The organism is Streptomyces sp. NPDC042638 (genome assembly GCF_040647235.1).
Lineage (GTDB): Bacteria > Actinomycetota > Actinomycetes > Streptomycetales > Streptomycetaceae > Streptomyces > Streptomyces rameus.
Window position 1 is genome coordinate 74,627 of the sequence record NZ_JBEZBT010000013.1, and the last position, 20,803, is coordinate 95,429.

The 20,803-nt window shown below is 73.6% G+C and carries 17 protein-coding genes; 4 read left to right on the forward strand and 13 right to left on the reverse strand.

Going from position 1 to position 20,803, the window contains the following annotated elements:
- Positions 1-11: 11 nt before the first annotated feature.
- Complete coding sequence (locus tag AB0B40_RS13775; RefSeq protein ID WP_362263967.1) at positions 12-812, reverse strand: crotonase/enoyl-CoA hydratase family protein; 801 nt, start codon at positions 810-812, stop codon at positions 12-14.
- Positions 813-1,000: 188 nt separating this feature from the next.
- Between AB0B40_RS13775 and AB0B40_RS13780 the strand changes: the two genes are divergently transcribed.
- Positions 1,001-2,614, forward strand: coding sequence for an acyl-CoA synthetase (locus AB0B40_RS13780; protein ID WP_362263968.1), 1,614 nt, complete (start codon positions 1,001-1,003; stop codon positions 2,612-2,614).
- Positions 2,615-2,656: 42 nt separating this feature from the next.
- Here AB0B40_RS13780 and AB0B40_RS13785 read toward each other — a convergent pair whose 3' ends face one another.
- Positions 2,657-3,493, reverse strand: a complete 837-nt coding sequence (locus AB0B40_RS13785; protein WP_345048726.1) for an alpha/beta hydrolase — start codon at positions 3,491-3,493, stop codon at positions 2,657-2,659.
- 177 nt (positions 3,494-3,670) lie between these two features.
- On the opposite strand from AB0B40_RS13785, the gene paaK reads away from it, so the two are divergent.
- Positions 3,671-4,975: a phenylacetate--CoA ligase PaaK gene (paaK, locus tag AB0B40_RS13790; protein WP_362263969.1), complete on the forward strand. Its 1,305-nt coding sequence runs from the start codon at positions 3,671-3,673 to the stop codon at positions 4,973-4,975.
- Positions 4,976-5,363: 388 nt separating this feature from the next.
- On the opposite strand, the gene AB0B40_RS13795 is transcribed toward paaK, so the two are convergent.
- From AB0B40_RS13795 to AB0B40_RS13805, 3 genes are all read right to left on the reverse strand, one after another.
- A complete protein-coding gene (locus tag AB0B40_RS13795; RefSeq protein WP_362263970.1) occupies positions 5,364-6,860 on the reverse strand; it encodes an acyl-CoA synthetase in 1,497 nt (498 codons plus the stop codon).
- A 122-nt stretch (positions 6,861-6,982) separates the two neighbouring features.
- Positions 6,983-8,533, reverse strand: coding sequence for an acyl-CoA synthetase (locus AB0B40_RS13800; RefSeq protein WP_345048732.1), 1,551 nt, complete (start codon positions 8,531-8,533; stop codon positions 6,983-6,985).
- On the reverse strand, positions 8,530-9,639 hold the full coding sequence (locus AB0B40_RS13805; protein ID WP_362263971.1) for a nitronate monooxygenase family protein: 1,110 nt from the start codon (positions 9,637-9,639) through the stop codon (positions 8,530-8,532). The genes AB0B40_RS13800 and AB0B40_RS13805 overlap by 4 nt, the downstream gene beginning before the upstream one ends.
- Before the next feature lie 161 nt (positions 9,640-9,800).
- Here AB0B40_RS13805 and AB0B40_RS13810 point away from each other — a divergent pair, with 161 nt between their 5' ends.
- Positions 9,801-11,588: a serine hydrolase gene (locus AB0B40_RS13810; protein WP_362263972.1), complete on the forward strand. Its 1,788-nt coding sequence runs from the start codon at positions 9,801-9,803 to the stop codon at positions 11,586-11,588.
- A gap of 126 nt (positions 11,589-11,714) precedes the next feature.
- On the opposite strand, the gene AB0B40_RS13815 is transcribed toward AB0B40_RS13810, so the two are convergent.
- From AB0B40_RS13815 to AB0B40_RS13830, 4 genes are all read right to left on the reverse strand, one after another.
- Positions 11,715-13,277, reverse strand: a complete 1,563-nt coding sequence (locus tag AB0B40_RS13815; protein ID WP_362263973.1) for an NAD(P)/FAD-dependent oxidoreductase — start codon at positions 13,275-13,277, stop codon at positions 11,715-11,717.
- A 58-nt stretch (positions 13,278-13,335) separates the two neighbouring features.
- On the reverse strand, positions 13,336-14,175 hold the full coding sequence (locus AB0B40_RS13820; protein WP_362263974.1) for an oxygenase MpaB family protein: 840 nt from the start codon (positions 14,173-14,175) through the stop codon (positions 13,336-13,338).
- Positions 14,176-14,184: 9 nt separating this feature from the next.
- The gene (locus AB0B40_RS13825; protein ID WP_362263975.1) at positions 14,185-15,411 is read right to left on the reverse strand and encodes an acyl-CoA dehydrogenase family protein; all 1,227 of its coding nucleotides are present in this window, start codon (positions 15,409-15,411) and stop codon (positions 14,185-14,187) included.
- A 122-nt stretch (positions 15,412-15,533) separates the two neighbouring features.
- A complete protein-coding gene (locus tag AB0B40_RS13830) occupies positions 15,534-15,908 on the reverse strand; it encodes a ferredoxin (RefSeq protein WP_345048742.1) in 375 nt (124 codons plus the stop codon).
- A gap of 151 nt (positions 15,909-16,059) precedes the next feature.
- Here AB0B40_RS13830 and AB0B40_RS13835 point away from each other — a divergent pair, with 151 nt between their 5' ends.
- Positions 16,060-16,434, forward strand: a complete 375-nt coding sequence (locus AB0B40_RS13835) for a DUF6479 family protein (RefSeq protein WP_345048743.1) — start codon at positions 16,060-16,062, stop codon at positions 16,432-16,434.
- A 68-nt stretch (positions 16,435-16,502) separates the two neighbouring features.
- Here the strand turns inward: AB0B40_RS13835 and AB0B40_RS13840 are convergent, their stop codons facing one another.
- From AB0B40_RS13840 to AB0B40_RS13855, 4 genes are all read right to left on the reverse strand, one after another.
- Positions 16,503-16,958 (reverse strand): RpiB/LacA/LacB family sugar-phosphate isomerase, encoded by a 456-nt coding sequence (locus tag AB0B40_RS13840; RefSeq protein WP_345048745.1) that lies wholly within the window; start codon positions 16,956-16,958, stop codon positions 16,503-16,505.
- A 137-nt stretch (positions 16,959-17,095) separates the two neighbouring features.
- Positions 17,096-18,346, reverse strand: a complete 1,251-nt coding sequence (locus AB0B40_RS13845; protein ID WP_362263976.1) for an ANTAR domain-containing protein — start codon at positions 18,344-18,346, stop codon at positions 17,096-17,098.
- Positions 18,347-18,750: 404 nt separating this feature from the next.
- Positions 18,751-19,662 carry a glycosyltransferase gene (locus AB0B40_RS13850; RefSeq protein WP_362263977.1) on the reverse strand — a complete coding sequence of 304 codons (912 nt, stop codon included), beginning with the start codon at positions 19,660-19,662 and terminating at the stop codon, positions 18,751-18,753.
- On the reverse strand, positions 19,659-20,600 hold the full coding sequence (locus AB0B40_RS13855) for a glycosyltransferase (RefSeq protein WP_362263978.1): 942 nt from the start codon (positions 20,598-20,600) through the stop codon (positions 19,659-19,661). Before AB0B40_RS13855 ends, AB0B40_RS13850 begins: the two co-directional genes overlap by 4 nt.
- Between the last annotated feature and the right edge of the window lie 203 nt (positions 20,601-20,803).

The following is a 20,803-nucleotide window of genomic DNA, read 5'->3' on the forward strand; positions in this document are numbered from 1 at the left end:
GCGGCAGAGCGTCAGGCGCGCTTGTAGACGGGGGGCCGCTTCTCCGCGAAGGCGCGGGCTCCCTCCTTGGCGTCGGCGGTGTCGAAGACCGGCCAGCCCCGCTTGAGTTCGGCGGCGAGTCCGTCGGTCTCGGTCAGCTCGGCGGTCTCGTACACGGACGCCTTGACGGCCTCCACGGCGAGCGGCCCGCAGGCGTTGACCTGTTCGGCGATCTCCAGGGCCTTGGCGAGGGCGGTGCCGTCGGGGACGACGTGCCCGATCAGGCCGATGCCGGCGGCTTCCCGGGCGGTGTAGGGGCGTCCGGTGAGCAGCATCTCCAGTGCGTGGGTGCGGGGGATCTGGCGCTGGAGGCGGACGGTGGAGCCGCCGATGGGGAACAGTCCTCGCCTCACCTCGAACAGACCGAAGGTCGCGGACTCGCCCGCGACCCGGATGTCGGTGCCCTGGAGGATCTCGGTGCCGCCTGCCACGCAGTGGCCCTCGACGGCGGCGATCACCGGTTTGCGCGGGCGATGGTGGCGCAGCATCGCCTTCCAGTGCAGGTCGGGATCGGCCTTCAGCCGGTCACGGTGGTGCTGTCCCCGCATGCCGTCGCCGGCCAGCGCCTTGAGGTCCATGCCGGCGCAGAACGCCCCGCCGGCCCCGGTGAGCACGATGGAGCGGACGGCGTCGTCCGCGTCGGCCTCGATCCAGCCGTCGTACAGTCCGACGAGCATCGGCAGCGAGAGCGCGTTCTTGGCGTCGGGCCGGTTGAGCGTGAGCACCAGTGTGGCGCCCTCTCGCCGTACGGTGAGGTGTTCCGTCCCACCCATGGCCATCTCCCCTCGGTCGGAACGAGAACAGGTTGCAGGAGGCGGGTGGGCACTTCAAGGGCTTTCTGACAGATAGTCAGATTTCTTTGGCGCGGGCCCTTCCCAGTTTCCGCGGGCTTTGCTCTGATGACCGGCGGGCCGACGGATGCGCCTGTCGTCGCCAGGGCTGCCCGGGTCAGGAGGATGCGGTGGAGTACAACCTTGCCGACCTGTTCGAGTCGGTCGTCGACGTGGTTCCGGGCCGCGAGGCGCTCGTGTACCTCGACCACCCCGGCACGGGCGCGGAGCGCAGGCTGACGTACGCGGAGCTGGACGCCGCCGCCAACCGCGTCGCGCACCATCTGGCCGACAGCGGTGTACGAGCCGGTGAGCACCTCGGGCTCCACCTGTACAACGGGGTCGAGTACCTCCAGACGGTGCTGGCCTGCCTGAAGGCCAGGATCGTCCCGGTGAACGTCAACTATCGTTACGTCAAGGAGGAGTTGGCGTACCTCTACCGGGACGCGGAGCTGGCCGCGCTGGTCTTCGACGCGGAGTTCGAGGACCGGGTGGCGGGGGCGCTGCCCCGGGCGCCGAAGCTGCGGCATCTGCTGCGGGTGGGCGAGGGGACGCGGCGGGTGCCGGCGGCGGTGCCGTTCGCCGCGGCCGAGGCGTCCGGATCGCCCGAGCGGGACTTCCCGCCGCGCTCGGGGGACGACCAGTTCATCGTCTACACCGGCGGTACGACGGGCATGCCCAAGGGGGTGATGTGGCGGCAGGAGGATCTGTTCTTCGCCGGGCTGGGCGGCGGGGCGCCGACCGGGGAGCCGGTGAAGACGCCGCAGGAGCTGGCCGAACGGGTCGCCGCGAGCGGCTACGGGATCACCTTCTTCCCCACTCCCCCGCTGATGCACGGCACCTCGACGCTGACCGCGTTCATCGGTTTCAACTTCGGCCAACGGATCGTGCTGCACCGCAAGTTCGTGGCGGAGGAAGTGCTGCGGACGGTCGAGCGGGAGCGGGTCACCAGTATGTCGGTGGTCGGTGACGCGATGCTCCGGCCGCTGATCGACGCGCTCCGCGGGCCGCTGAAGGGCACCGACTGCTCGGCCCTGTTCAGCGTCTCCTCGTCGGGCGCGATCATGTCGGAGACGGTGCGCCGGCAGTTCCGCGAGCTGGTGCCGAACGCGCTGCTGCTGAACAACTTCGGCTCCTCGGAGTCCGGCTTCAACGGCACAGCGACCGAGGACTCGGGGCCGGAGCGCGGCTTCCGCATCCGGGTCAACTCCCGCACGCGGGTGGTGGATCCGGTCACGTACGAGCCGGTCGCGGCCGGCGAGGTCGGCCGGGTCGCGCAGTGCGGCCATGTGCCGCTCGGCTACTACAACGACCCGGCGAAGACCGCCGAGACGTTCTTCGAGAAGGACGGGCAGCGCTGGGTACTGCTGGGCGACATGGCGACGGTGGACACGGACGGCGTGGTCACCGTCCTGGGCCGGGGCTCGCAGTGCATCAACACCGGCGGCGAGAAGGTGTACCCGGAGGAGGTCGAAGAGGCCCTCAAGGCGCATCCGGACGTGTACGACGCGCTGGTCGCCGGCGTGCCGGACGCCCGGTGGGGCAGCCATGTGGCGGCCGTGGTGCAGCTGCGCGCGGGGGCGCCGCGCCCGTCACTGGCCGACATCCAGAGCCACTGCCGTACCCGGCTGGCCGGATACAAGGTCCCGCGGCAGCTGGTGATCACGGACACCATCCAGCGCTCCCCGAGCGGCAAGGCCGACTACCGGTGGGCGCGGGAGGTGGCGGCGGGCGAGCGGGCGTAGCGGCGGGGGGATCCGCGCGGCCCGCTGCCGGGCGGACGCGCGTCAGCGGTCGAGGAAGGCGAGCATGCTGCCGAGGAACCGCTCCGGGTCGTCCAGCCAGGGGTAGTGGGCGGCACCGGGCTGGACAGCGCACTCGGCGTTCGGGAAGGCCTCGGCGGTGCGGCGGGCGAGGGCCGGGCGCGGACCGCCGTCGGCCTCGCCGGCGTACACGAGGACGGGAGCGGTCAGCGCGGCCAGGGCGGTCCGGGTCTCCACGGGGGTGAAGGCAGCGTCCAGGAAGTAGCGGTCGCACGCCGTCTCGTTGGTCTGCTCCGCATCGGCGGCGGCGTGCGCCCGGGCGGTGTCGTCCCAGCGGCCGTAGAAGAACGGCAGGAACACGTCGTCGAAGTCCGTCTCGCCCGCCAGCCAGGCCCGGAAGGCGGGGAACGCCTGCGCGAACCACGGCTCGCCCGCGCGCAGGCGGGCCGCGGCCAGCCGGTCCTCGGGGGTGGCCCGCAGGCCCAGGGCGGACGGGTTGGGGGTGAGCAGCACCAGCCGTCGTATCCGCCGGGGGTACCGGGCCGCGTAGAGCATCGCCAGGGCGGCACCCGCCGAGTGCGCGAGCAGATCCATGTGCTCCAGGCCCATGTGGATCCGCCATACCTCCACGTCCTCGACCATCCGGTCGCAGCGGTACGTCGCCGGGTCCGCGGGCACCGCGGAGTCACCGGTGCCGCGCAGATCGAGCAGGGCCAGCCGGCGGTGCGCGGTCAGCCCGCCGAGGTCCCCGAGGTAGGCCGAGGCGCGCATGGGGCCGCCGGGAAGGACGGCGAGGGTCCGTCCGGCACCGCGCAGGTGGTAGGCGAGCCGGGTCCCGTCGGCCGCGGTGAAGGTCGGCATGGGGTGATCATGCTGGCCGGCGCGGCCCGACCGCAACGCCCTTCGGTGCGCTCGCACCGCGCGAAAATCCCGCAGACCTCTTGCCCGGAGGCTCGGTGGCCTGAATTACTGGCCCCGGAACACCTCGACCGAATGATCGGTCGTCCGGAATGTACGGGTGGCAAGGGAGACGTCCCGATGGCGGATGTGAGGGACCTGCTCGACGCGGGTGAACGGCTCGGACCTCGGGAGCTGCGGGCGGTGCAGCTGGAGCGGCTGCGCGCCTCGCTGCGGCACGCGTACGAGCACGTGCCGTTCTACCGCGAGTCCTTCGACAAGGCCGGCGTCCGCCCGGAGGACTGCCGTTCGCTCGGCGACCTGGCCCGCTTCCCCTTCACGACCAAGGCCGACCTCCGGGCGAACTACCCGTACGGCATGTTCGCCGTGCCCCGCGAGCGGATCCGCCGGCTGCACGCCTCCAGCGGGACCACGGGCCGCCCCACGGTGGTCGGCTACACGGACAACGACCTTTCCCTGTGGGCCGACATGGTGGCCCGGTCGATCCGGGCGGCTGGCGGCCGGCCGGGCGACATCGTGCATGTGGCGTACGGCTATGGGCTGTTCACCGGTGGTCTGGGCGCCCACTATGGTGCCGAGCGCCTGGGCTGTACGGTCGTCCCGGCGTCCGGCGGTATGACGGCCCGCCAGGTGCAGCTCATCCAGGATCTGGAACCCACCGTCATCATGGTGACCCCCTCCTACATGCTCACGCTGCTGGACGAGTTCGAACGCCAGGGCGTGGACCCGCGGACCACCTCGCTGCGGGTGGGCGTCTTCGGCGCCGAGCCCTGGACCGAGGAGATGCGGCGGGAGATCGAGGAACGGTTCGCGATCGACGCCGTCGACATCTACGGACTGTCGGAGGTGATCGGTCCGGGTGTCGCCCAGGAGTGCGCGGAGACCAAGGACGGCCTCCATGTGTGGGAGGACCACTTCTACCCGGAGATCGTGGATCCGATCACGGGCGAGGTTTTGCCGGAGGGCGAGCGGGGCGAGCTGGTGTTCACCTCGCTGACCAAGGAGGCCATGCCGGTCGTCCGGTACCGGACGCGGGACCTCACCCGGCTGCTGCCCGGGACGGCCCGGGCGTTCCGCCGGATGGAGAAGATCACCGGGCGCAGCGACGACATGGTGATCCTGCGGGGGGTCAACCTCTTCCCGACCCAGATCGAGGAGATCGTGCTGCGCACGCCGGGGGTGGCGCCGCACTTCCAGCTGCGCCTCACCCGCCAGGGCCGCCTCGACGCGCTGACCGTCCGGGTCGAGGCCCGCCGGGACGCGCTGCCGGAGGTGCGGGAGGCGGCGGCCCGGGCCATCGTCGCGGGGGTCAAGGACGGCATCGGGGTCTCGGTCGACGTGGAGATCGTGGAGCCGGAGTCGCTGGAGCGGTCGGTGGGCAAGATCCGCCGGATCGTGGACCTGCGTCCGCGCACCGCCGGCTGACCCCCGGCCGGCCGAGTGCCCGTCGCGACCTGGCCGGACCGGCACCGGGCGCCGCCGGGGGACCTCCCGGTGGCGCGCCGCGGGCGCAGCTGGGTGACCTTCCGATGGCGCGCCGCGATTCCGGTCCGCCGCCGTCCGCGGTCCGCCGTCCGCGGTCCCGCTGGTCAGCGGGTGCCCCCCGGCACCCCCGACGGCACGGTCTTCGAGGCCCCGGCGACACGGTCTCCTGCACACCGGGCGAGGAGCACTGGCACGGCGCGGCTCCCCACCACTTCATGCAGCAGCTGGCCATGTGGGAGTCCTCGACGGTCTCCGCGACGAGCCACCGAGCCGTCGCGTGCGGGAGGTGCGACCACGAGACCGGACCGGGGGACGCCGCGAGCCCCGGCTAGCCGCTGAAGCGGTCGCGCAGCTCGCGCTTGAGGATCTTGCCGCTGGCGTTGCGCGGCAGCTCGGTCACGAACAGCACCCGTTTGGGCGCCTTGAAGGGCGCGAGCCTCTCCCTCACATGTGCCACGAGCTGCTCCTCCGTCACCTCGGCGCGCGGGACGACGACCGCCGTGACGGCCTCGATCCACCGCTCGTCGGGCAGGCCGATCACGGCGGCCTCGGCGACCGCCTCATGGGTGTACAGGGCGTCCTCGACCTGGCGCGAAGCCACCAGCACACCGCCGGAGTTGATGACGTCCTTCACCCGGTCCACGATCGTGAGGTAGCCCTCGGCGTCCCGCACCGCGAGGTCCCCGGAGCGGAACCAGCCGTCACGGAAGGCCGCGGCGGTCTCTTCGGGCTTGTCCCAGTAGCCCTCGCACAACTGCGGTGAGCGGTACACGATTTCACCGGGCGTGCCGACGGGGACGTCCTCGCCGTCCTCGTCGACCACCCGGGCGTCGACGAACAGCACGGGACGGCCGCAGGAGTCCATCCGGCCCTGGTGCTCGTCGGGGGCGAGGACGGTGGCCAGCGGGCCGATCTCGCTCTGGCCGAAGCAGTTGTAGAAGCCGAGCCGGGGCAGCCGTGCACGCAGGCGTTCCAGAACCGGGACCGGCATGACGGACGCGCCGTAGTAGGCCTTGCGCAGTCCGGACAGATCCCGGGTCGTGAAGTCCGGGCGGCCTGCCAGAGCGATCCAGACCGTGGGCGGGGCGAACAGGCTGTCCACGCGCCCGGCCTCGATCAGGTCGAGGAGCCGGTCCCCGTCGGGCCCGTCGAGGATCAGGTTGGTGGCGCCGACCGCCAGGTAGGGCAGCAGGAAGACGTGCAGCTGCGCGGAGTGGTACAGCGGCAGGGAGTGCGCGGGGCGGTCGCCGGCGCTGAGGTCGAGGGCCGTGATCGCGCTCAGGTACTCGTGGACCAGTGAGCGGTGCGTCATCATGGCGCCCTTGGGCGAAGCGGTGGTCCCCGAGGTGTACAGCAGCTGCACCAGGTCCTCGGTCCGCGGGCCGGGGCCGTCGTACACGGGCGCCGTCGCCAGCCGGGCCAGCAGGGAGTCCTCGGCGTCGCGCAGGGGCAGGGTGGGGACGCCGTCGGGCAGCCGGCCCGCGAGGGCGGGGTCGGCGAGGACCAGGGAGCTGCCGGACTGGCCGACGAGGTAGGCGAGGTCGTCGCCGGTCAGGTTCTGGTTGACCGGTACGTGGACGAGGCCGGCCCGGGCGCAGGCCAGGAAGCCGATCAGGTACGCGTCCGAGTTGTGCCCGTAGGAGCCGACCCGGTCGCCGGCGGTGAGACCCTGGCCGAGCAGGACGCTCGCCGCACGGGAGACGGCGTCGTCGAGTTCCTCGTACGTCCATGCGCGCTCGCCGTACTCGACCGCGACCCGTGCCGGCGTGCGCCGGGCGCTGCGGCGCAGCACCCCGTCGACCGTGCTGCCCTGTGCCTGCCTCATGACTGCTGATCCTCGGTCCGCCACCGGGGCGGGTCAAGCACCCGGAGACCCCGGCGCGGGCTCGTCGGCACATCGGCACGTCAACGGCTCCATGACCAAGGGTGTTACCTTGGGGCGGCCGGTCACAGCGGTCGCGTACGGCCCTCCCAGTACGGGTCCCGCAACCGCCGTTTGTACAGCTTGCCGTTGGGGTCGCGGGGCATCTCGGTGATGAAGTCGACGGTCCTCGGGCGCTTGTACCCGGCGAGGTGGGCGGCGCAGTGGTCCAGGATCGCGGCGGCTAGTTCCGGGCCCGGTTCGTGGCCCGGGGCCGGTTCGATGACGGCCTTGACCTCCTCGCCCCAGTCGTCGTGCGGGATGCCGAAGACGGCGGCGTCGGCGACGGCGGGATGGGCGAGCAGGGCGGACTCGATCTCGGCCGGGTAGATGTTGACCCCGCCGGAGATGATCATGTCGATCTTGCGGTCGCGGAGGAAGAGGTAACCGTCCTCGTCGAGGTGGCCGAGGTCGCCGACGGTGAAGAAGTCGCCGATGCGGTTCTTCCTCGTCTTGGCCTCGTCCTTGTGGTACGCGAAGCCGCCGGTGTTCATCTTCATGTAGACGGTGCCCAGTTCACCGGGGGCCAGCCGGTTGCCGTCGTCGTCGAAGACCGCGAGTTCGCTGATGGGCCAGGCTCTGCCGACGGTGCCGGGTTTCTTCAGCCAGTCCTCGGCGGTGGCGAAGGCCCCGCCGCCCTCGCTGGCGGCGTAGTACTCCTCCACACAGTGGCCCCACCACTCGATCATCGCCCGTTTCACGTGGTCGGGGCAGGGAGCGGCCCCGTGGATGGCGTGCCGCATGGACGAGACGTCGTACCGCCGCCGTACGTCCTCGGGCAGCGCGAGCAGCCGGTGGAACTGGGTCGGGACCATATGGGTGTGGGTGCACCGGTGGGCGTCGATGAGGCGGAGCATCTCCTCGGGCGTCCACTTGTCCATCAGCACCAGCCGGTGGCCGATGTGCAGGGAGGCGCCGGCGAACTGGAGTACGGCGGTGTGGTAGAGGGGCGAGCAGACGAGGTGCACGTTGTCGTCGTGGGGCCTGATGCCGAAGATGCCGAGGAAACCGCCGAGGTAGGCGTCCTCGGGGCGCTTGCCGGGCAGCGGGCGGCGGATGCCGCGCGGACGGCCGGTGGTGCCGGAGGTGTAGTTCATGACCCAGCCCAGCTCGCGGTCCCCGGGCGCCGACCCGGGCTGCCCGTCGAGCAGTTCGGAGTACGGCCGGAAGCCCTGGACCGCGCCGACGGCGTACCGGTGGCTCGCCGGGAGCCCCGCCTCCTCGGCCGCCCGGCGGGCCGGGTCGGCGAAGCGCTCGTGGGCGATGAGCACCTTGGCGCCGGAGTCGGCGACGATCCAGGCGATCTCCGGGCCGACGAAGTGGTGGTTGACCGGGACGAGGTAGAGGCCGGCCTGGCTGGCGGCCAGGTACGCGGTGATGAACTCGGCTCCGTTGGGCAGGACGGCGGCGAAGGCGTCCCCGCGACGGAGGCCGGCCGCGCGCAGGCCGTGGACGAGGCGGTTGGCGGCGGCGTGCAGCCGCCCGGCCGTCCACTCCTCGCCGTCCGGCGCGATCATGACGGTGCGGTCGGGATCCCGGGCCGCCTGGGCCCAGAATCCGGCGGGGGGTGTACTCACTGGCCGCTCCTTCCGGCGATGCGGTTGATGCGGTCCACGGCCTCCTCGAAGCCGCGGGTGAGGTCGTCGAAGACGGCCTGGACGCTGCGTTCGCGGGTCATCCGGCCGACGATCTGGCCGACGGGGGTGCCGAGCAGCGGCTCCACCTCGTACTTCTGGATGCGGGAGACCGCGTCGGCCACCAGCAGGCCCTGCAGCGGCATGGGCAGGGTGCCGGGGCCGGCCGGGTCGTCCCAGGTGTCGGTCCACTCGGTGCGGAGCTGACGTGCGGGCTTGCCGGTCAGGGCGCGGGAGCGGACGGTGTCGCCGGACTCGGCGGCGAGCAGTTTGCGGACCAGGGCGGGCGAATGGAGGTCGGCTTCTGTGGTGGTCAGCCATATGGAGCCCAGCCACACACCTTGGGCGCCGAGACTGAGCGCGGCTGCCACCTGTGGGCCGCTGCCGATGCCCCCGGCGGCCAGGACGGGCAGCGGGTCGACGGCCGCCACGATCTCGGGGGTGAGCACCATGGTGGCGATCTCCCCGGTGTGTCCGCCGGCTTCGTAGCCCTGGGCCACGACGATGTCGATGCCCGCCTCCCGGTGCTTGCGGGCGTGCCGGGCGCTGCCGGCGAGCGCGGCGACCAGGACGTCCCGGTCATGGGCGCGTCGGACAACGTCGGCGGGCGGCGAGCCGAGGGCGTTGGCCAGCAGCCTGATCGGGTAGTCGAAGGCGACGTCGAGCTGAGTGCGGGCGACCTGCTCCATCCAGCCGGTGATGCGCCATCCGGACGCCTCGCCCTCGGCCAGTTCGGGCACGCCGTACCGGGCGAGGGTGTCCGTGACGAACTGCCGGTGGCCTTGCGGGATCATCTCCTCGACATCGGCCTCGGTGACGCCCTCCACCTTCTTCGCCGGCATGACGACGTCCAGGCCGTAGGGGCGGCCGTCGGCGTGCGCGTCCAGCCAGTCGAGGTCGCGTTTGAGGTCGTCGGGGGCGGTGTAGCGGACCGCGCCGAGCACGCCGAGGCCGCCCGCCCGGCTGATGGCCGCGGCGACCGCGGGGAACGGCGTGAAGCCGAAGACGGCGTGCTCGATTCCCAGTTTCCCGCTCAGCTCGGTCTGCATGGGCGCAGGATGCCGCAGCGGGCCGGACGACGGAAGACCTTTCCTGATGCTCCGTCAGATTTCTGCCGGTCTCACGCGCCCCGTTGACACACCCCGCCCCTGACAGGAAAGTTTCACCGGCAGGGCAAGCCCCGAAAAATACTTTCAGGCGGGAGGCCGCGATGACGCGCGACATGGCAGGCAGCCGGGCGGGCGGACTGACCCGCCGCCGGCTCGTGGTGGGCTCATTGGTCTCGGGCGGCGCCCTGGCCCTCGGCGCGCTCCCGGCGGCCCCGGCCACGGCCGCCCCCGCGTCCGGCCGCCGCCCCACCCTGCGTCACGGCTCACCCGAGCACGCCGGACTGCTCCCCGCACACCTGCGGCAACTCGTCACGGACGCCGAGGCGTTCCTCGGCCCCTCGCCCCGGCACCCCTGGTACGCGGGTGCCGTCCTGCTCGCCGGGCGCGGCGGCACCGTGGCGCTGCACGAGCCGATCGGCATGGCGGTGCGTTATGCCTCGTACGACGAGAAGACCGACACCGGCGTCGAACTCCCGCCCGACCGGCAGCTTCCGATGACCCGGGACACCGTGTTCGACCTGGCCTCCGTCTCCAAGCTGTTCACCTCCGTCCTCGCCGTGCAGCAGATCGAGCGGGGCACGCTGGACCTCGCCGGGACGGTCGCCTCGTACCTCCCCGACTTCGGCCGGGCGGGCAAGCAGGAGGTGACGATCCGGCAGCTCCTCACCCACACCTCGGGGTTCCGGGCCTGGATCCCGCTGTACGACGCGCCGACGTACGAGGGCAAACTGGAGCTGATCTGGAACGAGGCCCCGCTGCACCCGCCCGGCACCGCCTACCTGTACTCGGACCTGAACCTGATCTCCCTTCAGCTGGTGCTGGAGGAGATCACCGGCCGCACGCTGGACGCGCTGCTGCGCGACGAGATCACCGGCCCCCTCGGCCTGGACGGCACCCGCTACAACCCGCCCGCCTCCTGGAAGCCGCGGATCGCGGCCACCGAGGACGCGCGCCGTCCCTGGTCCGGGCTGGACCGCGGGCTGGTGTGGGGGGAGGTGCACGACGAGAACGCCTACAGCCTGGGCGGTGTCGCGGGCCACGCCGGGGTGTTCTCCCGCGCGTGGGACCTCGCCGTACTCGGCCGTACGCTGCTCAACGGCGGCTCCTACGGCCGGGCCCGGATCCTGCGGCCCGAGTCGGTGGACCTGATGTTCACCGACTTCAACGCGGCTTTCCCGGGCGACGAGCACGGTCTCGGCTTCGAGCTCTACCAGCACTGGTACATGGGGGCGATGGCCACCCCGCGCACGGCCGGCCACACCGGCTTCACCGGCACCTCGCTCGTGCTCGACCCGACGACCGACTCCTTCCTGATCGTGCTCGGCAACTCCGTGCACCCGGTGCGCACCTGGCGGTCCGGTTCGGCGCCCCGGGTCGCCGCCGGCAACCATCTGGCCCGGGCGGTGCCGGTCCGTCCGGCGCGGGGCCGCACGTCCTGGTTCTCGGGCATGGCGAACGCCACCGCCGCCACCCTCACCCTCCCCGGGCTGGACACCTCCCCCGGCTCGGCGCGTCTGCGCTGTGCCCTGTGGTGGGACACCGAGCCCCGGTCCGACGTGCTGGCCCTGGAGTCCTCGACGGACGACGGTGCCACCTGGCACCCGGTCCCCTTCACCACCGCCCGCGGCGGCGAGGACCCCGAAGAGCACCCGGCGGGGACGGCCACGGGCTGGTCGGGCCGCGTCTGGCACCGGGCGACCGCCGCCGTGCCGGCCGCCCCCCGGCTGGTCCTGCGCTGGCGGTACGGCACCGACGCGCTGTACGTCGGCCGCGGAGCGTACGTCGACGCCCTGCGCGTGGAGGCGGCCGGGACGGTGCTCTTCGACGGGGCACGCCCGGCGGACGCGGCCCGGCTCACGGCGGTGGGCTGGCAGCGCTCGGCCGACTGAGCCGGCCGGGCCCGGGGGCGGGCGCCCAGCGCCCGGACGCCCGGGGCCTCCGAGGCATCGGAGGCATCGGAGGCATCGGAGGCATCGGAGGCATCGGAAACGTACTGGGAGGACGGATCGCGGCGCTCAGGTCCCTTCCAGCACCGCCATCGCCGCGTTGTGCCCGGGCACCCCGCTCACCCCGCCGCCGCGCACCGCGCCCGCCCCGCACAGCAGGACGCGGTCGTGCCGTGTCTCCACCCCCCAACGGCCGCCGTCCGGCTCGGCGTACGGCCAGGACAGGGCCCGGTGGAAGATGTTGCCGCCGGGCAGCCGCAGGTCCCGTTCGAGGTCCAGCGGGGTCCTGGCCTCGATGCACGGGCGGCCGTCGGCGTCGGTGGCCAGGCAGTCGGCGAGCGGTTCGGCCAGGTGCGCGTCGAGCTGGGCGAGGGTCGCCTTCAGCAGGTCCTCGCGCACGGCGTCGTTGTCCCGGTCGAAGAGCCGGGCCGGGGTGTGCAGACCGAAGAGGGTGAGCGTCTGGTAGCCGCGCCCGGCGAGTTCGGGCCCGAGGATGCTGGGGTCGGTCAGGGAGTGGCAGTAGATCTCCGAGGGCGGCGCGGCGGGGAGTTCACCGGCGGCGGCCTGGGCGTGGGCGGTGGCCAGCTGGCGGTAGCCCTCGGCGACGTGGAAGGTGCCGGCGAACGCCTCACGCGGGTCGGCGTCGGGGTCGCGCAGCCGGGGCAGCCGTGTGAGCAGCATGTTGACCTTGAGCTGGGCGCCCTCGGCGGGTTCGGGCGCCGGGTCGCCGGTGAGGGCGGCCAGCTCCTGCGGGGAGGCGTTCACCAGGACGTGCCGGCCGGCGGCGACGCCGTGGCCGTCCCGGGTGCGGTAGGCGACCTCGGCGGTGTGTCCGTCGGTGTCGATCCGGACCGCCTCGTGGCCGGTCGCGATGACCGCGCCGGCCGCCCGGGCCGCCTCGGCGAGCGCGTCGGTCAGCGCGCCCATGCCGCCGACGGGCACGTCCCAGGCGCCGGTCCCGCCGCCGATGACGTGGTAGAGGAAGCAGCGGTTCTGGGCGAGGGAGGGGTCGTGGGCGTCGGCGAAGGTGCCGATGAGCGCGTCGGTGAGGACGACGCCCCGGACGAGGTCGTCGGTGAAGGTCCGCTCGACGAGGACGCCGAGGGGCTCCTCGAACAGGGCCCGCCAGGCCGCCTCGTCGTCGATGCGGCGGCGCAGTTCGTCCCGGGTGGGCAGCGGTTCGGTGAGCGTCGGGAAGACGCGCTGGGCGACGTGGCCCGTCATGCCGTAGAAGCGCTGCCAGGCCGTGTACTCGCGGTCGCCGCCGGTCAGCCGGGCGAACGCCGCCCGGGTGCGCTGCTCGCCGCCGCCGACCAGGAGCCCGGTGGGCCGCCCGGCCCGCTCGACCGGCGTGTACGAGGAGATGGTGCGCGAGCGGACCGTGAAGTCCAGCCCGAGGTCGCGCACGATCTTCCGGGGCAGCAGGCTGACCAGGTAGGAGTACCGGGACAGACGGGCGTCGACCCCGGCGAACGGTTGGGTGGAGACGGCCGCTCCGCCGGTGTGGTCCAGCCGTTCCAGCACCAGCACGGAGCGGCCGGCCCGGGCCAGGTAGGCGGCGGCGACCAGGCCGTTGTGGCCACCGCCGACGATGACGGCGTCGTACGCGCGGGTTCCCTCGTTCGCGGACATGGTTCTTCGTAGCATGTGGTGATCGGCCTGGGAAGGCGGCCCGGCCCCGGCCGGGCGGTCACGGCAGCCGGTGTGCGGCCGGCCGCGCCCACGGGCCGAGCCTCGCCGTCGCGCGCAGGATGTGCTTCGGCGGCAGCTGCCAGCGCACCTGCGCGGGTACCGCCCGCAGCACGGCGCCCGTGGCGCACAGTCTCCGGGTGACGACGGCGGGCGCGGGGGCCGCCCTGCCGTACAGCTCGTGGGCGTACGGCGGCAGGGAGGCGTACGCCAGCCGCGCCACCCACCGCCACAGCACCTCGCGGGCCGGTACGAGCAGCGGGTGGACCGGCGGGCGCAGCAGGAAGTCGTCGACCGTGCGGGCCTCGGGTCCCGCGGCCAGTTCGGGCCGCACCCGCGCGAAGTAGGCGGCCAGTTCGGCACGGCTCGCGGGTACGGTCCGCGGGTCGAGTCCCACCAGCCGGGCGCTCACCCGGTGTTCGGCCGTGTACCGGTCGGCCTGGGCGTCGGTGAGCGGGTATCCGGAGCGGCGCAGGACGTGCAGGTAGGAGTCGATCTCCGCGCAGTGCACCCACAGCAGCAGCCCGGGTTCGTCCACGCCGTAGCGCTCGCCGGTGTCCGGGTCGGTCGCCCGCAGCTTGCTGTGGATCTTCCGCACCCGGGCACCGGCGCGTTCGGCCGCCTCGCCGGTGCCGTACGTGGTCGTCCCGACGAAGTTCGCGGTGCGCATCAGCCGCCCCCAGGCGTCCCGCCGGAAGTCGGAGTTCTGCAGCACCCCGCGGACCGCGCGCGGGTGCAGGGCCTGGAGGTAGAGCGCGCGGACGCCGGCGACCCACATCATCGGGTCGCCGTGCATCTGCCAGGTCACGGAGTTCGGCGTGAACAGCCCGGGGTCACCCATGCCGGCAGGCTAACGCCGCACCCGCGGCATCCCCAGGCCGATCCAGGAGATGATCTCCCGCTGGATCTCGTTGTTGCCACCGCCGAAGGTGAAGATGACCGCCGAGCGGTAGCCGCGCTCCAGTTCGCCGTGCAGGACGGCGCCGGCCGAGCCCTCCTTCAGCGGGCCGGCGGCGGCGACGATCTCCATCAGCCAGGCGTAGGCGTCCCGGCGGGCCTCGGAGCCGTAGACCTTGACCGCCGAGGCGTCCTGCGGGGTGAGGGTGCCGTCCTGGACGGCGGTGACCATCTGCCAGTTGAGGAGCTTCAGCGCCTCCAGCCGGACGTGCGTGCGGGCGAGCAGCCGGCGCACCCAGGGCAGGTCGGCCACCCGGCGGCCGTCGGCGAGCTTGGTCTCCCGTGCCCAGCGCTGTACGTCGTGCAGGGCGCGGATGGCCATGGTGCCGTGGGCGGCGAGGGTGACGCGCTCGTGGTTGAGCTGGTTGGTGATCAGCCGCCAGCCCTGGTTCTCCTCGCCGACGCGGCGGGAGACGGGGACGCGGACGTTGTCGTAGTGGCTCGCGGTGGTGTCGTGGGAGGCGAGGGTGCGGATGAGCGTGCAGGAGTAGCCGGGGTCGGAGGTCGGCACCAGCAGCATGGTGATGCCCTTGTGCGGCGGGGCCTCGGGGTCGGTGCGCACGGCCAGCCACACCCAGTCCGCGGTGTCGCCGTTGGTCGTCCAGATCTTCTGCCCGTTGACGACGTACTCTCCCCCGCGCTCGCTCCCGCTCTCGCTTTCGCCGGAGCGGGAGGTGCCCCGGTCGTCGCGTACGGCCCGGGTCCGCAGGGAGGCGAGGTCGGTGCCGGCGTCGGGCTCGCTGTAGCCGATCGCGAAGTCGATCTCGCCGGAGAGGATGCGGGGCAGGAAGTAGGCCTTCTGCTCGTCGGTGCCGTACCGCATGATCGTCGGCCCGACCGTGTTCAGTGCCATCAGCGGCAGGGGTACGCCCGCCTGGGCGGCCTCGTCGAAGAAGATGAACTGCTCCATCGCCGTCGCCCCGCGCCCGCCGTACTCCTCGGGCCAGCCGACGCCGAGCCACCCGTCCGCGCCGAGCCGGCGGATGGTGGCGCGGTAGAACCGCTTCTGCTCGGCCGGGTCGGCGTACCGGGCGTAGGCGTTGTCCGGCACCAGTTCGGCGAAGTAGGCGCGCAGTTCGGTGCGCAGCCGCTGCTGCTCGGGCGTGTGGTCGAGGTGCACGGCGCCTCCAGGCTCCCCAAGGGCGGTCCTGACGGCGCACACCGTAGAACGTGTTCCAGAAATTGGGAATGCCGGGGCCGGGGCGAGTTCGGCTCACCGTCCCGGAGCGGGCGGTACGGGCGTCACTTGAGCATTTCCAGGAAGGCCGCGCAGGCGTCGGCGCAGTCCCGGCAGGTGGCCGCGGCCGACTCGGCGCCGGGGTGCTCGTCGAAGGTGCGGGCGCACTCCAGGCAGACCGAGCGGCACCAGTCGACGCGGACCCGCATCCCCTCCTCGTCCTGTCGGCTCTCCTCACACAGCGCCCGGCAGGTGGCGTCGCACACCTCGGCGCACATGATCCCCAGTCGGCGCACGCGCTCCTGGTGCTCGGTGCCGTCCGGGTCGACGAGGCTCGCCCGCACGGCGCAGGCCCTGGCGCACTCCGTGCACGCCTGGGCACAGGTGAAACGGTCCTCCAGGAACCGGTAGAGCTGCTGCTGCGAAGTCGGCGGTGTCACACCGTGCGGGTAGCCGGGGCGGGCGGTCACAAACCCCCGCCGTGAGGCCCCGCGGCCACCCAGCCCCCAGCGGGCAGCCGGTCCCGCACATCACTTCCACTCACCCACAGTGTCCTGGTTCGTCCCCTTCTGGGCGGGGTATTCCTCTCCTATGAACACCGCATCGATGCAGCTGGCCGCGGCGAGTGGCCTGATGAGCCTCTTTCTGTTCATCGTGGCCGTGGGCGTGCTCGCGCTGCTCGCCGGCGGCTTCTACATGACCTCCCGCGTCAGGTACCGCGAGTCTCCGCGCCCCCGCCCCGAGGAGCAGCCGACGATGCCGCCGGGCGGACCGGTGCACGAGGTCCGGGAGAGCAACAGGGAGGCCTCGGAGGTACCGCGGACCGCCAAGGGCGAGCGCCCGCTCACCCCGTACGAACTGACCAACATGGACACCAGGCCGGGCACCACGGAGTCGAAGGACCGCCCGCGCTGGAGCAACGGCTCCAGCGGCTCCTTCGGCGGCGGCGGACTCGGCGCCCACTGAGCCGGCCCCGCCACACGCGGCGACCAGCACCCGAGGCACCCCGGCCCGCGCCGGGCCGCCGTACGCCCCTAGGAAACGTTCCGGGTGGCGTCGAGGCGGCCGACGCGGGCCACGTTCTGCCGGTCCTCCGGGTCCTCGCTGGGCTCGGCCGCGAACCAGGCGTCGAGAATCTCCCTCAGCACCGGTTCGGAGACCAGCCTGAGGCTCAGCGCGAGCACGTTGGCGTCGTTCCAGCGGCGCGCACCGTCCGCCGTGACGGCGTCCGTGCACAGCGCCGCGCGCACGCCCGGCACCTTGTTGGCCGCGATGGACGCGCCGGTGCCGGTCCAGCAGCACACCACCGCCTGGTCGGCCGCGCCCTCGGCCACTTCCCGGGCGGCGGCCTCCGAACAGACCGCCCACTGCGCGTCGGCGCCGGGCCGCAGCGCGCCGTGCTCCCGGACGTCGTGCCCCCGGCGCCGCAGTTCCGCCAGCAGGAGGCGGGCGACGGGTTCGTCCATGTCGGAGGAGACGGAGATCCGCATACCCCGAGCGTATCGCCCGCCCGGCGACCGCCGGCCGCCCCGCACCGCGGACGGCTCCGAGGGCCGTACGGCAGGCCGTCGCGCGGGGTGGGGCGGCCCGGGGCTGTTCGGAGTGCGCGACGGGGCCTGTGGGCGGCTCAGCGTGCGGGGCGGCTCAGGGCACGGTGAAGGTGTTCGAGGGCGTCCAGCAGCACCGAGCGGTGGTACCAGCTCAGCCAGGCCGCCGTGTCCGCTGCCAGCAGGGCGAACGCCTCGGCCTGGGCGGCGGTCGGGCGGTGGCCGGCCTCGGTCCAGTGCAGGCTGATCACGCCGGTGCACGAGCCGGTCGAGGACAGCACCGGGACGCTCCGCAGGGCGCGCGCACCGGTGGTCAGCAGGGCGCACCGGCTCTCGTCGGAGAGCAGTGGATCCGTGGCGACGTCGGGGACGCTGACCTGACGGCCCCGGGTGCGGGCCGCCGCGTCGGCGTCACCGTCGCCCCGGCCCCGCACGAGGTGGTCGAGGAAGGTGTCCGCGCAGCCGTAGTGCGTCTCCAGCGTCAGGGCGTTCACGGCCGGGTCCACGAACTGCACGTATCCGGCGGGCGACTTGCCGATGGCCAGCGCCTCGTGCAGCACGGCGTCGATCATCTGCCGCCGGTAGCGGGGGTCCCGGCCGCCGCGGGCCAGGATGCGCAGCTGCGGCACCGGCAGGCACCGGCGGCCCGGGAACCACACGTCGCCGCTCGGGGGCCGTGCGACCACCACGGCCGAGACGAGGACGCGCAGCGGCACGTTGAACCGCTGCGACGCCTCGCGCAGCGCCCGGAAGGCGCTGCCGGAGTCCGGCAGGCCGTAGCGGACCATGAGCGCGCCCTGCGCCATGCCGATCACCGGCGCGGTGCGCACCCGGGCGCGCAGCGCGCGGACCTCCTTGTGCAGGTCCTCGTACGAGGGCCGCAGCGGATCCGCCATCTGTGAGCGCCAGGCCGGCAGCTCCTCCACCCGGGAGGCCGCCCGGGCCAGCTCGCGCAGCGCCTCGTCGAGCGTCGCGTACAGCTGGACGCCGGTGAGGCGGGCCAGGTGCACCGCCTCGCGCACCCCGGGCCGGGCGCGGACGATGATCAGGTCCGGGCGTCCGGTGCGTGTCCGGGTCGTCTCGCTGAGCGTGCGCAGCACGGCGGCGCCGCCGAGCTGCACGTGGGCCATGTCGAGCACGGGGCGCAGTCCGGCGCGGTCCGCCTGTTCCAGGTGGCCGCGCAGTTCGTCCGACCAGGCCTGTGCGCCGTGCGCGTCGAGGCTGCCGGACATGCGCAGCAGCAGCGCCCCTTCGGCGGGCAGTCCCTCGACGACCGAGGACTCGATGACGAGGGGAGCCGGTGCGGCCGACCGGCTGGAAGAGGAGTTCATCGCATCACCCAGACAGGACGTCCCGAAGAAGTGGCTCGGCCCCTTCCTGACCTTGGCACCACCATGCACGGTAGGTGCCCTGCCTTCAAACGCGCCGTCCACCGCGCCGGGGTGGCGACGTGGCTGGGGGCGCGGCTGGGGGGGGCGGGCGGCCGGGCTCCGACGCGGGCCGGTCCGCGGGCCGGTCCGCGGGCCGGTCCGCGGGCCGTCAGGGTGCGCGGGGCGGAGTCCGGGAGGCGTGCGGCCGGACCCCGGCGGACCGGCCGTGGTCAGGACGTCCCACACGTGCGGGCGAGGCGTACGGGGACGGCGGACGGCCCGGACCGGGCGAGGCCCCCGCTCCCCCGGTCCCACTTCGGTCAGGTGTGGCAAGGGATGAGCAGGGTGTCGTACCGCCGTGGCGGTCAGCCGACGTACCGCCGTGCGGGTGAGTCCCGGCGGGCCCGCTCCAGCACGGCGAGCCGGCGCTCCAGGTCCCGCGGGACGGGGTCGCGCTCGCGCAGTACCCAGGGCAGGCCGGCGGTGGCGTGCGCGAACGCGCGGGCGGAGGCGATGTCCCGGGGCACCGTCCGGATGAGATGTCCGGTGCGGCGCAGCGCCGGCAGCAGCGGGCGGCGCAGCCAGGTGAACCACAGCGTGTTGCGCAGCCCGAGGACCCGGCGGGCCGTGTTGTCGCGCAGCCGGGAGGCGTGGTGGTGGACGGTGAGGTCCTCCGCGTAGGCGAGCCACCAGCCCTGGCGCAGCAGGTCGCAGGCGAGCAGTTCCTCCTCGCCGCCGAGCCACAGGCCGGGGTGGAAGCCGCCGCCGGCCCGGAAGGCGTCGGTGCGCAGCGCGGTGGCGGCGGCGAGGAATGAGCCGAGGGCGGGACCGGGCAGCCAGTCGGGGCCGGGCAGCGGTGACTCGCGCAGCTCCCGTACGACGGGGTCCTCGGTGCCGCCCGGTTCGACGAGGATCCGCGCGGTGACGGCCGCCAGCCGGGGCCGGGTGTCCAGCAGGTCGGCGGCCCGGCCGAGGCTCCCGGGCTCCCACCAGGTGTCGTCGTCGCAGAAGGCGACGTACGGGGTGCGCACCCGCTGGACGGCCAGGTTGCGGCCGATGGCGCCCAGGTTGCGGCCGGGGCGCAGCAGGGTCATCTCGGGGAAGTGCCGGGCGACCGCGTCGGCGGTGCCGTCGGTGGAGGCGTTGTCCGTGACGATCACGGGCGGGCGTTCGGGCATCCGGCGCAGCAGTGCGAGGGTGCGCAGCAGTTCTTCGCGGCGGTTGTGGGTGATCACGACCACGGTCGTACGGTCGTCGGGGCCGGTCCGGGTCGTCATCGCGCGGTGTCTCCCCCCGGGTGTCCGGCGGCGTCCCGGTCGAGCAGGCGGGCGGCGTGTTCGACGCGCGGGGGCAGCGTCCGGCGGCGGGCGACGGCGGCCGGGAACCGGGCGACGGTCTCCTTGAGGGCGCGGCGCGCGCCGGGGTGCCCGGCCGCGGCGGCCAGCGCGAGGTCGGTGCCGGCGCGCAGGGCGACCGGCCAGGGGCGGCGCAGGCAGGTGGTGAGCACGTGGTTGCGCCGGACGAGGAAGGAGCGGCCGCTGCGGCCGTGGGCCTCGGGGTGGTGGCGGGCGCGCAGGGTGGGCTCGTAGGCGACGCCCCAGCCCGCGGCGGACAGGTCGTAGGCGAGCAGGGTCTCCTCGCCGCCGAAGAAGAGCAGGGGGTGGTAGCCGCCGACGTCGAGGAACGCCGTGCGGCGGACCACGCAGGCGCAGCCGAGGAAGCCGAGCACCGGGCGCCCGGGCAGGTCCGGCTCGGTCGGCAGGGGTGAGGCCGCGAGCACGGCGTTGAGGGGGTCCTCCGCGGCCTGCTCGCCGACCAGGGTGCGGGCGGCGAGCAGGCCGAGCCGGGGGTGGCGGTCGAGGAGGTCGGCGGCCCGGGCGAGGCTGCCCGGATCCCACCAGGAGTCGTCGTCGCTGAAGGCGACGTAGGGGGTGCGGGCGTACCGGACGGCCAGGTTGCGGCCGAGGGCCCCGGTGTTGCCGACGGGCCGCAGCAGGCGGGTGATGGCCGGGTGGCCGGACACGGTCCGGCGGGTGGTGTCGTGGCGGGAGTTGTCGACCACGATGACCGGCGGCCGCTCGGGCAGCGCGGCCAGCGCGTCCAGGGTGCGCAGCAGGCTGGCACTGCGGTCGCGGGTGATGACGGCGACGGTGATCCGGGGGTCCCCCGGTGCGGTGGACCGCCGGGTACGGCCGGGGGCCTGCTCAGTGGACATGCGCCACCTCCGATCCGCTCACCCGACGACGACCACGGGCACCCCGCAGCAGCGACGGACACCCCATGGGCGACAGGCCCGTGCCGGGGGCGTCGGCCATGACGGCGCCAGAGATCCAGCAGTCCCCCGGTGCGGTGGACCGCCGGATACGGCCGGGGGCCTGCTCAGTGGACATGCGCCACCTCCGATCCGCTCACCCGACG

Bases quoted from the DNA above. Each gene is read 5' to 3' on its own strand.
- paaK (WP_362263969.1), top strand. From the start codon at position 3,671: ATGGCGGATGTGAGGGACCTGCTCGACGCGGGTGAACGGCTCGGACCT.
- AB0B40_RS13850 (WP_362263977.1), bottom strand. From the start codon at position 19,662: ATGACGACCCGGACCGGCCCCGACGACCGTACGACCGTGGTCGTGATC.
- AB0B40_RS13795 (WP_362263970.1), bottom strand. From the start codon at position 6,860: ATGAGGCAGGCACAGGGCAGCACGGTCGACGGGGTGCTGCGCCGCAGC.
- AB0B40_RS13855 (WP_362263978.1), bottom strand. From the start codon at position 20,600: ATGTCCACTGAGCAGGCCCCCGGCCGTACCCGGCGGTCCACCGCACCG.
- AB0B40_RS13815 (WP_362263973.1), bottom strand. From the start codon at position 13,277: ATGTCCGCGAACGAGGGAACCCGCGCGTACGACGCCGTCATCGTCGGC.
- AB0B40_RS13810 (WP_362263972.1), top strand. From the start codon at position 9,801: ATGACGCGCGACATGGCAGGCAGCCGGGCGGGCGGACTGACCCGCCGC.
- AB0B40_RS13820 (WP_362263974.1), bottom strand. From the start codon at position 14,175: ATGGGTGACCCCGGGCTGTTCACGCCGAACTCCGTGACCTGGCAGATG.
- AB0B40_RS13775 (WP_362263967.1), bottom strand. From the start codon at position 812: ATGGGTGGGACGGAACACCTCACCGTACGGCGAGAGGGCGCCACACTG.
- AB0B40_RS13845 (WP_362263976.1), bottom strand. From the start codon at position 18,346: ATGAACTCCTCTTCCAGCCGGTCGGCCGCACCGGCTCCCCTCGTCATC.
- AB0B40_RS13785 (WP_345048726.1), bottom strand. From the start codon at position 3,493: ATGCCGACCTTCACCGCGGCCGACGGGACCCGGCTCGCCTACCACCTG.
- AB0B40_RS13835 (WP_345048743.1), top strand. From the start codon at position 16,060: ATGAACACCGCATCGATGCAGCTGGCCGCGGCGAGTGGCCTGATGAGC.
- AB0B40_RS13805 (WP_362263971.1), bottom strand. From the start codon at position 9,639: ATGCAGACCGAGCTGAGCGGGAAACTGGGAATCGAGCACGCCGTCTTC.
- AB0B40_RS13840 (WP_345048745.1), bottom strand. From the start codon at position 16,958: ATGCGGATCTCCGTCTCCTCCGACATGGACGAACCCGTCGCCCGCCTC.